Raw genomic sequence first — 12,576 nt, 5'->3', positions numbered from 1 at the left:
CAATCAGTCGTGCTCGATCTCGCCGACGATCTCGCCTTCCAGCACCTCGTGCTCCACCAGCCGCCCGTCGACCACCCGCGGCGTCTCCGGCGGGGTCGCGAAGAAGCGGCGGGCGAAGCCGCCCACCGCCCGCGTGGTCACCGCGTCGAAGCCGCCGCCGATCACGCCGCCGACCAGCGGCACGCCCTTGGCCAGCGTGATGCCGGCCTTCGACGTGCCGTACTTGGCCAGCAGGGTGAACCCGACCCGCTTGTTCACCTCGCGGATGAGCTGCGCCGGAATGCGCTCGATCAGGTTCATGGTGAGCTTCGAGCCCACCCTGATGCCCGCCTTCTTCAGCAGCTCGGTGCCCGCGTTGCCCAGCAGGCACAGCAGGATCGCCGTGCGCACCTCGTCGCTCTCCAGGTCGTGCCCCTGCACCGCGGCGATGGACGCGATCAGGTGCGTCTGCACCAGGTAGGAAGCGGCGACGTTCGCGGGCAGCGTCACCGGCAGCGTGATCAGGCCGCCGATGTTCATCGCGAAGCCCTGGATGCCGGCCGCCGCGACGTGCGTGCGGATGAGGCTGCGGATCGCCTCGTCCCTGGTCAGACCGCCGTCCAGCAGGTCGCGGGCCATCTCGCGGGCGCTCTTGAACGGCCCGAAGCCCTCGATGCCGACCCGCAGGAGATGGTCCACCGCGCCTTGCTGCGCCTTCACCAGGGCACCGGGTTCCTCGGCCATGCGTCCGAGGTTACGCGGTGCCGTCGGGGGTAGCCGTGAAGTATGGACATGTCCACCTTGGGAGAGCTGGTCCGGGAACGCGGCCCGTTCGCGTCGGTCTACCTGGACGCCTCACACGACACGGAGGACGCGGCCAAAGCGCTGGAGCTGCGCTGGCGCGGGCTGCGCGAGGACTTGGCGCGGCAGGGAGCGGACCCCGACACGCTGGCCGCCATGGACGCGGCGGCGCGGGAGCCGGTCGTGGGCAAGGCCGGCCGGGCGCTCATCGCCGCGCACGGCACGCTGCTGCTCAACCGGGTGCTGCCCCGGCCGCCCGCCGCCGACTCGGCCCGCTGGTCGCGGCTGCCGAACCTGCTGCCGCTGGCCAGCCTGCTGGGGCCGGAGCTGCCGCACGTCGTGGTCGTGGTCGACCGCGCGGGCGCGGACCTGCACGGTTACGACGGGCGCGGTGAACTCGCCACCGAGGTGCAGGGCGACTCGCACCCGCTGCACAAGGTGCGCGGCGGCGGCTGGTCGCACCGGCGGATGCAGAACAAGGTCGAGGAGACCGCCCACCACAACGCGGCGCTGGTCGCCGAGGCCGCCGACAAGCTGGTGACCACGCTCAACGCCCGGCTGCTGGTGCTCGGCGGCGAGGTGCAGGCCCGCACCGCGGTGCGGGAGGAGCTGAGCACGCGCTGCCGGGACGTGCTGATCGAGGTCGACGGCGGCAGCCTCGCCGACGGCGCCGACGACGAGTCGTTCGACGCGTCGGTGCGGGCGCTGGTGACGCAGTACCAGTACGACCTGGACAACGACGTGGTGGAGGAGTTCGCCACCGAGTCCGGCCGGGAGCAGGGCCGGGCGGTGCAGGGCATGGAACGCGTCGTGGCGGCGCTGCGCGAGGCGAACGTCGCCACGCTGCTGGTCGCCGACCAGGCGCTGGGCGACCGCACGGTGTGGGCGGGCGACGACCCGGCGCTGGTGGCGATCAGGGAGTCCGACCTGCGGGCGCTCGGCGTCGACCACGTGGCCGAGCAGCCCGCCGACGAGGCCTTGGCGGGTGCGGCGACGGCGACCGGCGCGCAGGTGCTGGTCACCGACGAGACCAAGCTGTGGGAGGGCGTCGGCGCGCTGCTGCGCCACTGACCTACGGGACGGGAAAAAGGGGGGAGCGCGGCGCTCCCCCCTTTCGACGGACCAGCCGCTACAAGCCGGACGCGTTGGTCAGGACGACCTTCTCGATCTCGTCCTTGTTCTCCGGCGCCACGACCTTCTTGCTGCGCCGGTTGCGCTTCTCCAGCCACACCGCCACCCGCGTGAGCAGCAGGCACAGCGTGATGTACATCGCGGCGACCACGATCGTCGTCGGCACCAGCGGCCGGCCGAACTGGCCCTGGCTGCCGATGTACTTCGCGTAGTCCAGCAGCTCGGGGTAGGCGATGATGAAGCCGAGCGCGGTGTCCTTGAGCAGCACCACGAGCTGGCTGATGATGGTCGGCAGCATCGCCCGCAGCGCCTGCGGGAGCAGCACCAGCACCATGACCTGCGTCTTGCGCATGCCCAGCGCGTACGCGGCCTCGGCCTGGCCGCGCGGCAGGGACAGCACGCCGGCCCGGAACACCTCGGCCAGCACGGAGCCGTTGTACAGCGTCAGACCGACCACGACGGCCACGAACGGGGACAGCTTGACGTCCACCGCCGGCAGGCCGTTGTACAGGATGAAGATCATGATCAGCAGCGGGATGGCGCGGAAGATCTCGACCACCACGGTGGCGGGCGCCCGCCAGACCGCGTGCTCGGACAGCCGGCCCGCCGCCAGGATCGCGCCGAACAGCACCGCCAGCACGGCGGCGACCGCGAACGCCTTGAGCGTGTTGCCCAGCCGGGTCAGCAGTTCGAGCTGGACCGTCTCGTACTGGAGCCACTCCCACATGCGTGGCTCGAACTGGCCGCTGTCGTAGAAGCGGTAGCCGATGAAGCCGAGCACGCCCAGCACCGCGAGCAGGCCCACCACGGCCAGCAGCCGGTGCCGCACCCGCGCCTTCGGGCCGGGGACGTCGAACAGGACGGAGCTCATCGGGCCACGCTCCAGCGCTTCTCTAGGGCGCGTTGCACCAGGGTCAACGGGATCACCAGGACGACGAAGAAGAACGCCACCCAGGACAGGCCGACCAGCATGTTCGCGCCTTCGTCGGCCAGCACGTAGCTGATCGAGCCGGCGTCGGACACCGAGAAGCCGGCCGCGATGGTGGTGTTCTTCAGCAACGCGATCAGCGTGCTCACCAGCGGCGGCACCACCGAGCGCATGGCCTGCGGCAGCACCACGCTGAACAGCATCTGGCCGAACGTCAGGCCCAGCGCGCGGGACGCCTCCGCCTGGCCCACCGGCACCGTGTTGATGCCCGAGCGGACCACCTCGCAGATGAACGCCGAGGTGTAGAGGGCCAGCGCCACCACCGCGCCCTGGAACGGGTCCAGCCGCACGATCTTGAGCAGCGGGTAGGCGAACGCGAAGAAGAAGAACACCAGGGTCAGCGGGGTGTTGCGGACCAGTGTCACGTAGGTCGCGCCGGCGGCGCGGAACACCGGCACCGGGCTGACCCGCAGCATCGCCAGGAGCGTGCCCAGCACCAGCGACCCGACCGCGGAGAACAGGAAGAGCTGGATCGTCGTGCCGAAAGCCTTCAGGAACAGGTCGGAGTAGGTGGTCAGGACGCTCATGGGACTTCCTCGCCGAGGGCCATCAAGGGCGGTGGCCGGCGACCCGCCGCGAACGGCGTGGTCACCGGCCACCATCAGTGCTGATCGGTGGCGCCCAGGTGGATCGGGGACGCGGGAGGCGGATCAGTAGCGCTCTAGCACCGGCTTCGTCGCCGGGGAGCCCGACTTGCCCAGCGTGGCGTCGTAGAGCTTCTGCCAGTCACCGCCGGTGATCGCGGCCTCCAGGATGTCGTTCACCTTGTCCCGCAGCGGCTTGTCCTCCTTGGGCAGGCCGATGCCGTACGGCTCGACGGAGAACGGCTTGCCGACGACCTTGAACTTGTCCGGCTCGTCCGCCGCGTAGCCCTTGAGGATCGCGTCGTCGGTGGTCACCGCGTCGACCGCGCCCTCGGCGAGCTTCGCCACGCACTGCGAGTAGTTCTGGTACTCCGAGATGTTCTCCGGCTCGGTGTACCCCTTGTCCTTGACGTTCTTGATCGGGGTGGAGCCGGTGACCGAGCAGACCTTCTTGCCCTTGAGGGTCTCCGGGCCGGTGATGGAGTTGTCGTCCTTGCGCACCAGCAGGTCCTGGCCCGCGGTGAAGTACGGGCCGGCGAAGCCGACCTTCTCCTTGCGGCCGGCGTTGATGGTGTACGTGCCGACGTAGTAGTCCACGTCGCCGTTGATCAGCGCCTGCTCACGGCCGGCGGACGCGATCGCCTTGTACTCGATCTTGTCCTCGCCGAAGCCGAGCTGCGCCGCGACCAGCTTCGCGATCTCGACGTCGAAGCCGCTGTACTTGTTGGTCGTCGCGTCCTTCAGGCCGAGGCCGGGCTGGTCCTCCTTGACGCCGATGACGACCTTGCCCCGCTCCTTCATCCTGTCGAACGTCTTGGAGCCCTCGACCTTGACGTCGGCGGCGACCTTCTGCGAGGGGGCCGGGTTCGACGCGCCGGGGCTCCCTTCCTTGCCGCACGCGGTCAGGGCGAGGCCTGCTGCCAGCAGCGCCACCGCAAGGGTGCGAACCCTCATCGTCCTTCTCCTGCTCTTCTTCGGGGGTCTGGCGGCGCCAGGCTCAGCGCCGCGGTCACGGGACTTCAGTGGGTCAGGATCTTGCCAAGGAAGTCCTTCGCGCGGTTGGACTTCGGCGCGGAGAAGAACTGCTCCGGCGTCGAGTCCTCGACGATCTCGCCGTCGGCCATGAAGAGCACGCGGTCGGCGGCCTTGCGGGCGAAGCCCATCTCGTGGGTCACCACGAGCATGGTCATGCCCTCCTTCGCCAGCGTGGTCATCACGTCCAGGACCTCCTGGACCATCTCCGGGTCCAGCGCGGAGGTCGGCTCGTCGAACAGCATCACCTTGGGGCGCATCGCCAGCGCGCGGGCGATCGCCGCCCGCTGCTGCTGCCCGCCCGACAACTGGGCGGGGAACTTCTCCGCCTGGTTAGCGATGCCGACCCGCTCCAGCAGCTCCATGGCCGTCTTGCGGGCCTGGGCCGCCGGCATCTTGCGGACCTTCACCGGCGCGAGCATCACGTTGTCCACGATGCTCTTGTGGGCGAACAGGTTGAAGGACTGGAACACCATGCCGACGTCGGCGCGCAGCCGCGCCAGCTCCCTGCCCTCGGCGGGCAGCGGCCGGCCGTCCACCTCGATGGCGCCGTCGTCGACCGGCTCCAGGCGGTTGATCGTGCGGCAGAGGGTGGACTTGCCGGAGCCGGACGGCCCCAGCACGACGACGACCTGGCCCTTCGGCACCTCCAACGTCACCTTCTTGAGGACGTGGAGAGGCCCGAAGAACTTGTCCACGCCCACCATCCGGATCATCGGCGGAGCAGGTGTGGAAGCGGTCATCCGTTCCTCCAGGGGGTTCCTTCGAGCGATGGCGGAAACCTAGGTGCGCGTCACCACACCAGTCCAGGCGGTTGAGCAAGACTTAGGGTCTCAATGCTGTCACAGGCAGGCGACAATAACTCGGGAGGACGCCGGTGCGCGTGCTGTTGGTCGAAGACGACGACCGCGTCGCGGAAGCGCTGGTCCCGGCGCTGACCCGACGGGGTTTCACAGTAGACCGACAAGCCACTGGTCGGGGGACGCTCGATCGGCTGGCCGAGGTCGACGTGGTGCTGCTCGACCTGGGCCTGCCCGACATCGACGGCGTCACCCTGTGCCGGCAGATCCGGGCCGCGAGCGACGTGGCGATCATCGTCGTGTCGGCGCGCGGGGAGATCGACGACCGGATCCTCGGTCTGCACGCGGGCGCGGACGACTACCTGGTCAAGCCGTACGACGTGGGCGAGCTGGTGGCGCGGGTGCACGCCGTGCGGCGGCGGCGCGGCGACCCGGTGGGCGTCGGCGGCACCGGCACCGAGGTGTTCCAGGCGGCCGACGTGCGGGTCGACCTCGGGCGGCACGAGGTCACCGTGGCGGGTGAGCCGGTCTCGTTGTCCCGCAAGGAGTTCCAGGTGCTGGCGCTGGTGATGGCGGCGGGCGGCGCGGTGTGCACGCGGGAGCGCATCCTGGCCGAGGTGTGGGGCCGCACGTGGGCCGGCGCGAACCGGACCCTGGACGTCCACGTGGCGACGCTGCGCACCAAGCTGGGGCGGCCCGCGCTGCTGGAGACCGTGCGCGGCGTCGGTTACCGGCTGAGTTCGATCGGGGGCTGAGTGCGTTCACGGCTGCTGGGCATCGTCCTGACCCTGGTGGTGTTGGTGCTGGTCGGCATGGGTGTGCCGCTCGGGCGCGGGGTCGCGGCCACCGAGCAGCAGGAGATGTTCCTGGACCGGCTGACCGACACCGCGCGGTTCGCGTCGGTGGCGCAGCGCCCGCTGACCGACGACCAGCCCGTGCTGATGGAGCGCGAGCTGGCCCGCTACCAGGACCTGTACGGGATCAAGGTGGCGCTGCTGGACCGGTCCGGGCTGGTGGTCGCCGCGTCCGGGCCGGGCGTGGACGTCACCTCGGCGACCGTGTCCGACCTGGTCCGGGGCGCGCTCGCGGGCCGGCAGCCGGCGGCTCCGGGGCTGCTCATGCCGTGGGACTCGACGGAGCTGGTGCTGGCCGAGCCGGTGCTGGTGGACGGGGAGGTGCGCGGCGCGGTCGTCACGTTCTCGCCCACCACGAAGACCCGGTTCGAGGTGCTGGTGTGGTGGCTCGTGCTGCTCGCCGCGAGCCTGCTGGTGCTGGCGCTCGCGGTGCTGGCCGCGCTGCCGCTGGTGCGGTGGACCCTGCGGCCGGTGCGCCGGCTGGACGACGCGACCGGCGCGTTGCTGGCGGCGGTGGTGTCCGGACGGCCCGTGCAGCCGGTCGGGTCTTCGTCGGGGCCGCCCGAGCTGCGGCAGCTCTCCCGGTCGTTCGACCAGATGGCCGCGAACGTCGGCGACGTGCTGGCCGCGCAGCGCGCGTTCGTCGCCGACGCGTCCCACCAGCTTCGCAACCCGCTGACCGCGCTGAAGCTCCGGCTGTCCAACCTGGAGGGGCACGTCTCCGGGGACGCGGTGGTGCACCAGGTCGCGGCGCTGGACGAGGCGGACCGGCTCAACCGCATCCTGGAGGAGCTGCTGTCGATGGCCCGTGCCGGGTCGCCGTCGGTCGACCCGGTGGCGGTCGACGTGGACCGCGCCGTCGCCGGGCGGCTGTCCGCGTGGCAGCCCGCCGCCGCGTCCCGCTCCGTGCAGCTGGTGCTGGACGGCGAGCCGGGCGGTCAGGCGTTGGCCCCGCCGCGCGGTGTGGAGGCCGTGCTGGACGCGCTGCTGGACAACGCCCTCAAGTTCGCGCCCGACGAGACGCTGGTCCGCGTGGACGTGCGGCGGCACTCGTCGTTCGTGCACCTGTCGGTGCGGGACGAGGGGCCCGGACTCGCGCCGGAGGAGTTGGAGCGGGCCACGGACCGGTTCTGGCGCTCCCCCGCGCACCAGAACATCCAGGGCTCCGGCCTGGGCCTGGCGCTGGTGCGGCAGATCGTGGAGCGCGTCGACGGCAGCGTGCGGCTGAGCCTTCCCGAGGGCGGCGGGCTGTGCGTGGCGGTGACGTTCCCGGCCGTCTAGACCTTCACGTCCCGGTAGTAGTTCTTCGCGCCGGGGTGCAGCGGCAGCGGCGTCGTCTCGATCGCCGATCTGACCTCTATCGACCTGGCCACCGGGCTGGCCGCCACCAGGTCCGGCTGCGCCCGGAACAGGCCTCTGAGCAGGGCTTCCGCCACGTCGTCCGGCATGTCGTCGGTGACCAGCAGGAAGTTGCGCACCACCAGCGTGGTGATCGGGGTGGTGATCGGGCCGCCCGGCAGCTCGTAGGCGGAGGCGGGCAGCGTCGCCGACCCGTACACCGGGTAGAGGCGGCGCAGGTTGGGCAGCACGTCGGTGAGGTCCAGCATCCGGATCTTCACGGTCGTGGCCAGCGTCGTCACGCCGGTCGTCGGCACGCCCCCGGACCAGAAGAACGCGTCCAGCGCGTTGTCCCGCATCGCGTCCGTGGTCGCGTTCAGGTCCAGGTACCGGACCTTCAAGTCGTCGTCGGGTGACATGTTCGCCGACCTCAGCAGCCGTTCGGCGATCAGCCTCACGCCGGAGTCCGGCGCGCCGAGGGACACCCGCAGGCCCTTCAGGTCGGTGAGGCTGGTGGCCGGGATGTCGGCGCGCACCGCCACCTGGAGGTAGTCGTCGTGCATCCGCGCCAGCGCGAGGAGCCGGTGGCCGTCGGGGGTGGCCTGCGCGTCCTCGGCCGCGTCGGCCGCCGAGAACCCCACCTGCGCCTGCCCGGTCCGCAGCCGTTCGAGGTTGTCCACCGAACCCGCCGTCACCACGACCTGGGGCCGGGGAATGCCCGGCTCACGGGTCCAGCCGTCGGCCAGGGCGGTGCTCAGCTTGTGGTAGACGCCGGTGTCGCTGCCCGCCGCCATGGTGAGCTTGACGTGGTCGAAGTCGTCGCCGCAGGCCGTCACGGACAGCGCGGCCAGGGCCAGCACCGCCCCGGCCGCGTGCACTCGCAGCAGCTTTCCCGGCATTCGCGCATCGTCCCACGTCCACGCCCCGCGCCGGACCCGGCGGAAGGATCGGGGCGCGGTGGCCGGCCGGTGCGGAATCGACCGAGGTCCACGGGCCGCGCGCCGTGCGTTCGGATGGTGCCTAACATGGACGGAGGGCCGGCGGCAGGGGCGCACGCAGGGTTCGGCCGGCGGGCGCACCTGTGGACAGGGGTGGGAGCCTCGTGGCGACCGTGCTCCCGACCGGCCACTGACCAGGGGATATGGTAACCAGGTGAGCACGTTGCAGGTTCCGAGGACTTTCCAGATCCGCACGTTCGGCTGTCAGATGAACGTGCACGACTCCGAGCGACTCGCGGGCATGCTCGAAGAGGCGGGCTACGCGCCCGCCGAGGGCGACACCCCACCCGACGTGGTGGTGTTCAACACCTGCGCGGTCCGGGAGAACGCGGACAACAAGCTCTACGGCACCCTCGGCCACCTCGCGCCCGCCAAGACCGCGAACCCCGCCATGCAGATCGCCGTCGGCGGCTGCCTGGCGCAGAAGGACCAGGGCGAGATCGTCAAGCGCGCCCCGTGGGTCGACGTGGTCTTCGGCACGCACAACATCGGCTCGCTGCCGGTGCTGCTGGAACGCGCCCGCCACAACCGCGAGGCCCAGGTCGAGATCCTGGACTCGCTGGAAACCTTCCCGTCGACCCTGCCGGCGCGCCGTGACTCCGCCTACTCCGGGTGGGTGTCGGTGTCCGTCGGGTGCAACAACACGTGCACGTTCTGCATCGTCCCGGCACTGCGCGGCAAGGAGAAGGACCGCCGCCCCGGCGAGGTGCTGGCCGAGGTGCAGGCGCTGGTCGACGAGGGCGTGCTGGAGGTGACGCTGCTCGGGCAGAACGTCAACTCCTACGGCGTGGAGTTCGGCGACCGGTACGCGTTCGGCAAGCTGCTGCGCGCCGCCGGCGACATCGAGGGCCTGGAACGCGTCCGGTTCACGTCGCCGCACCCGAAGGACTTCACCGACGACGTCATCGCCGCCATGGCCGAGACCCCGAACGTGTGCCACCAGTTGCACATGCCGCTCCAGTCCGGCTCCGACCGGGTGCTGAAGGAGATGCGCCGCTCCTACCGGTCGGGGAAGTACCTGTCCATCCTGGACAACGTCCGGCAGGCCATGCCCGACGCCGCGATCACGACGGACATCATCGTCGGCTTCCCCGGCGAGACCGAGGAAGATTTCCAGGCCACCCTGGACGTGGTCCGCGCGGCGAAGTTCTCCAGCGCCTTCACATTCCAGTACTCCAAGCGCCCCGGCACACCCGCCGCCGAACTGCCCGACCAACTGCCCAAGCAGGTCGTGCAGGAACGCTACGACCGCCTGGTGGCCCTGCAGAACGAGATGTCCTGGGAACAGAACAAGCTCCAGGTCGGCCGCACGGTCGAGGTCCTGGTAGCACACGGCGAGGGCCGCAAGGACGCCGAAACCCACCGCTTGTCCGGACGCGCCCGAGACGGCCGCCTGGTGCACTTCGCCCCCGGTGAGGCGAACATCCGCCCCGGTGACGTGGTGGAAACCGTGATCACCTACGCCGCGCCCCACAACCTCATCGCCGACAGCCCGCTGATCAGCCACCGCCGCACGAAGGCAGGCGACCGCTCCGAAGCCGGCATCAGGCCGAAGACCCCCGGCGTCACCCTGGGCCTGCCGAAGTTCGGCGCACCCGACCCCCTACCGGCTGCGGTGGGCGGGTGCACGGCCGGATGAACGCCGATCCCGACGACCTGGCCGGCCTCCGCGACGAGATCGACGGTGTGGGCCGCTCGGCAGCCAAACGCTTCGACCCCGGCACCGGCGCGCTCACCATCGCGGTGGCCGTGCTCGCGATCCTGGTGTCCATGGTCTTGCCGTGGGTCGATGGTGACACGGGCCTGCGCGTACTGCTCGGCGAAGCCTCCGCAATGCCGAAGTTCTTCTCCTACGCCTCACTCTTGGCAGGCGTGCTGCTGCCCGCGATCACCCTGGCAACACGGCGCTGGGCCCTGGCTTGGACTTGCGCACTGGCGTCATTCGCGGCATCGGTGAGCGGCGTGCTGTCGATCTGGATGACCCAAACGACAACCGGCCACCATCCAGGCCCAGGACCGGGCGCGGGACTCATCCTGGCCGTCGTGGCAATCGTCGTGCTCTTGGTGAAGTGGCTACGCATCGCCGCTTCCCGAGCAGGAATGCAGTAACCCCAAAGCCTGCGCGAGCACCACGACCTAAGGCCTGCGCGAGCACACCGACCAGAAGCCTGCGCGAGCACAAAGAAGGGGCCTCGTGTTCTCCCCGTATGGCCTGCCCGCAGGGCAACCGCGCTTGTCAAGGAGGTGCAAGCACGCTTTTCGCTTGCGCCTCCTTGACAAGTGTGGTGGTCTTTGACCAGGTCATACGGGGAGAACACGACGCCTTGCCCTTCCCCTCCCCGGAGGCCTGCCAAGCGGCGAGCGTCGCTTTTCGCTTTTAGACGAAAAGCTACAAGCGTCCTCGCCGGACAGGCAGGCCGCCAAGGATGTACACAAAAGTAAGACTCGGGCGTCGTGCCATCCCCGCATAACCTGGTCAAAGACAACCACCCTTTTCCTGGGAACGCAAGCGAAAGGCGTGCTTGCATTCCCAGGAAAAGCGCGGTTCCCTGCGGGCAGGCCATACGGGGATGACACGCAGCCCACCGACAGGTGTGGCGCTGCGCGCCCGTTGCTCGGTGCGTGAGTGTGCTGAGCGCGCGACTGCTGAGCGAAAGGCCGGGCCCCTTCCTCTCGTGGAGAAGGGGCCCGGCCGTTGTCCGGCTGTTTCTTACCGCGAGGCGACCGCTTGTTCGGCGGCGGCCAGCCATTCGCGCCATTGCTTGGCCTGTGCCTCGGCCTGTTCTGCTCGGCGTTTGTCGCCGGCCGAGCGGGCCTTGGCTGCCTGGGCCTCGAACTGTTCCACCCGCTCCCGGAACTGCGCCACGCGGGCCTCCGCCTCCGGGTCGGAGCGGCGCCATTGGGCGTCCACGGCGCCGCGTACGCGCTCCTCGATGGTGCGTAGCTTGCCTTCCAGCTCACGGACCCGCTCGCGGGGGACCTTGCCGATCGCGTCCCACCGCTCCTGGATCTTGTAGAGCTGCTGCCGCGCCGCTTCCAGGTCGTGTGACGGGTCGATGTGCTCGGCCTCGGCGAGCAGTTCTTCCTTCAGCTTCGCGTTGGTCGAGAACTCCGCGTCGCGTTCCGAGAACGCCTCCGAGCGCTTGGCGAAGAAGGCGTCCTGCGCGGCCCGGAAGCGCTGCCACAGGGCGTCGTCGGCCTCCTTCGGCGCACGGCCGGCGGCCTTCCACTCGACCATCAGCTCCTTGTAGCGGCCGGCGGTGGGGCCCCAGTCGTCGGACTCGATGAGCTTCTCGGCCTCTTCCACCAGCTCCTGCTTGCGCGTCTTGGCCACGCCGCGCTGTCGGTCCAGGTCCGCGAAGTGGGAGCCACGCCTGCGGTTGAACGCGTCCCTCGCCTTGGAGAACCGTCGCCAGAGCTGCTCGTCGGTTTTCCGGTCGACGCCGCGAATGGTCTTCCACTCGTCCAGGATCGCCCGCAGCCGGTCGCCCGCCGCCTTCCACTGGGTGGACTCGTTGGCCAGGACCTCGGCCTCCTCCACTAGCTGGAGCTTGCGCGCGCCTGCCTGGGCCCGCGCCTCGTCCTTGGCCGCCTTCGCCGCCTCCAGGCCCTCCTCGGCCTTGGCCAGCACGTGCTCGACCCGGGCGGCCAGGGCCGCCAGGTCGCCCACGACGGCCGCGTCCGCCAGGCTCTCCTGCACGTGCTTCGCGCTGGCCAGCGCGTGCTTCGGGTCGCCCGCGCCGGACGACAGCCGGGTCACCAGCAGCTCGACCTCGGTGCGGATGTCGTCGAACCGGCGCGCGAAGTGCGCCAGGCCCTCGGCCGGTTCACCCGCCTGCCAGGAACCGACGACCCGCTCCCCGTCGGCCGTCTTGACGTAGACGGTGCCGTCCGCGTCCACGCGCCCCCAGCGGTCAGGGTGGTCCGACGCCACGGGGACCGGCGGAGGCGTGGTTTCCGTCCGCGTCTCCTCGACCACCGCCCCTGTGCCACTGTCACCAGTGGCTTCCGGTGTCGTCTCGTGCTCCGTCATCGCCGGCTTCCTCCTCGCCTGCCCACTTCGTGGTGCCC

General features: G+C 70.4%; 12 protein-coding genes. 5 read left to right on the top strand and 7 right to left on the bottom strand.

Annotated elements, in window-relative coordinates:
• Nucleotides 1–3 precede the first annotated feature (3 nt).
• Nucleotides 4–723, bottom strand: coding sequence for an EcsC family protein (locus ACQPZF_RS09150; protein ID WP_433270222.1), 720 nt, complete (start codon nucleotides 721–723; stop codon nucleotides 4–6).
• Nucleotides 724–771: 48 nt separating this feature from the next.
• Here ACQPZF_RS09150 and ACQPZF_RS09145 point away from each other — a divergent pair, with 48 nt between their 5' ends.
• On the top strand, nucleotides 772–1,851 hold the full coding sequence (locus tag ACQPZF_RS09145; protein ID WP_433270220.1) for a Vms1/Ankzf1 family peptidyl-tRNA hydrolase: 1,080 nt from the start codon (nucleotides 772–774) through the stop codon (nucleotides 1,849–1,851).
• Between the two features lie 58 nt (nucleotides 1,852–1,909).
• Here the strand turns inward: ACQPZF_RS09145 and ACQPZF_RS09140 are convergent, their stop codons facing one another.
• The 4 genes from ACQPZF_RS09140 to ACQPZF_RS09125 form a co-directional block, all read right to left on the bottom strand.
• Nucleotides 1,910–2,782, bottom strand: a complete 873-nt coding sequence (locus tag ACQPZF_RS09140; protein WP_433270218.1) for an amino acid ABC transporter permease — start codon at nucleotides 2,780–2,782, stop codon at nucleotides 1,910–1,912.
• Nucleotides 2,779–3,426, bottom strand: a complete 648-nt coding sequence (locus ACQPZF_RS09135) for an amino acid ABC transporter permease (protein ID WP_433270216.1) — start codon at nucleotides 3,424–3,426, stop codon at nucleotides 2,779–2,781. Before ACQPZF_RS09135 ends, ACQPZF_RS09140 begins: the two co-directional genes overlap by 4 nt.
• 123 nt (nucleotides 3,427–3,549) lie before the next feature.
• Nucleotides 3,550–4,437 carry a glutamate ABC transporter substrate-binding protein gene (locus tag ACQPZF_RS09130; RefSeq protein WP_433270214.1) on the bottom strand — a complete coding sequence of 296 codons (888 nt, stop codon included), beginning with the start codon at nucleotides 4,435–4,437 and terminating at the stop codon, nucleotides 3,550–3,552.
• 65 nt (nucleotides 4,438–4,502) lie between these two features.
• Complete coding sequence (locus ACQPZF_RS09125) at nucleotides 4,503–5,231, bottom strand: amino acid ABC transporter ATP-binding protein (RefSeq protein ID WP_433274494.1); 729 nt, start codon at nucleotides 5,229–5,231, stop codon at nucleotides 4,503–4,505.
• Between the two features lie 161 nt (nucleotides 5,232–5,392).
• Here ACQPZF_RS09125 and ACQPZF_RS09120 point away from each other — a divergent pair, with 161 nt between their 5' ends.
• Both ACQPZF_RS09120 and ACQPZF_RS09115 read left to right on the top strand, forming a co-directional pair.
• Entirely contained in the window at nucleotides 5,393–6,070 is a 678-nt protein-coding gene (locus ACQPZF_RS09120; protein WP_433270212.1) for a response regulator transcription factor, read from the top strand.
• Complete coding sequence (locus tag ACQPZF_RS09115) at nucleotides 6,071–7,450, top strand: HAMP domain-containing sensor histidine kinase (RefSeq protein ID WP_433270210.1); 1,380 nt, start codon at nucleotides 6,071–6,073, stop codon at nucleotides 7,448–7,450.
• Here the strand turns inward: ACQPZF_RS09115 and ACQPZF_RS09110 are convergent.
• Entirely contained in the window at nucleotides 7,447–8,406 is a 960-nt protein-coding gene (locus ACQPZF_RS09110; protein ID WP_433270208.1) for a TAXI family TRAP transporter solute-binding subunit, read from the bottom strand. The genes ACQPZF_RS09115 and ACQPZF_RS09110 overlap by 4 nt on opposite strands.
• A gap of 262 nt (nucleotides 8,407–8,668) precedes the next feature.
• Between ACQPZF_RS09110 and miaB the strand changes: the two genes are divergently transcribed.
• Complete coding sequence (miaB, locus tag ACQPZF_RS09105; RefSeq protein ID WP_433274492.1) at nucleotides 8,669–10,144, top strand: tRNA (N6-isopentenyl adenosine(37)-C2)-methylthiotransferase MiaB; 1,476 nt, start codon at nucleotides 8,669–8,671, stop codon at nucleotides 10,142–10,144.
• Complete coding sequence (locus ACQPZF_RS09100; protein WP_433270207.1) at nucleotides 10,141–10,614, top strand: Rv2732c family membrane protein; 474 nt, start codon at nucleotides 10,141–10,143, stop codon at nucleotides 10,612–10,614. The genes miaB and ACQPZF_RS09100 overlap by 4 nt, the downstream gene beginning before the upstream one ends.
• A 601-nt stretch (nucleotides 10,615–11,215) precedes the next feature.
• On the opposite strand, the gene ACQPZF_RS09095 is transcribed toward ACQPZF_RS09100, so the two are convergent.
• The gene (locus tag ACQPZF_RS09095; RefSeq protein WP_433270205.1) at nucleotides 11,216–12,538 is read right to left on the bottom strand and encodes a DUF349 domain-containing protein; all 1,323 of its coding nucleotides are present in this window, start codon (nucleotides 12,536–12,538) and stop codon (nucleotides 11,216–11,218) included.
• Between the last annotated feature and the right edge of the window lie 38 nt (nucleotides 12,539–12,576).

This window comes from Actinosynnema sp. CS-041913, from assembly GCF_050942485.1.
Classification (GTDB): domain Bacteria; phylum Actinomycetota; class Actinomycetes; order Mycobacteriales; family Pseudonocardiaceae; genus Actinosynnema.
This window is presented reverse-complemented; position numbering and strand designations above follow the sequence as displayed.

Coding starts and splice junctions, on each gene's coding strand:
- ACQPZF_RS09140 (WP_433270218.1), bottom strand. CDS start 2,782: ATGAGCTCCGTCCTGTTCGACGTCCCCGGCCCGAAGGCGCGGGTGCGG.
- ACQPZF_RS09095 (WP_433270205.1), bottom strand. CDS start 12,538: ATGACGGAGCACGAGACGACACCGGAAGCCACTGGTGACAGTGGCACA.
- ACQPZF_RS09145 (WP_433270220.1), top strand. CDS start 772: ATGTCCACCTTGGGAGAGCTGGTCCGGGAACGCGGCCCGTTCGCGTCG.
- ACQPZF_RS09130 (WP_433270214.1), bottom strand. CDS start 4,437: ATGAGGGTTCGCACCCTTGCGGTGGCGCTGCTGGCAGCAGGCCTCGCC.
- ACQPZF_RS09150 (WP_433270222.1), bottom strand. CDS start 723: ATGGCCGAGGAACCCGGTGCCCTGGTGAAGGCGCAGCAAGGCGCGGTG.
- ACQPZF_RS09125 (WP_433274494.1), bottom strand. CDS start 5,231: ATGATCCGGATGGTGGGCGTGGACAAGTTCTTCGGGCCTCTCCACGTC.
- ACQPZF_RS09135 (WP_433270216.1), bottom strand. CDS start 3,426: ATGAGCGTCCTGACCACCTACTCCGACCTGTTCCTGAAGGCTTTCGGC.
- ACQPZF_RS09110 (WP_433270208.1), bottom strand. CDS start 8,406: ATGCCGGGAAAGCTGCTGCGAGTGCACGCGGCCGGGGCGGTGCTGGCC.
- ACQPZF_RS09100 (WP_433270207.1), top strand. CDS start 10,141: ATGAACGCCGATCCCGACGACCTGGCCGGCCTCCGCGACGAGATCGAC.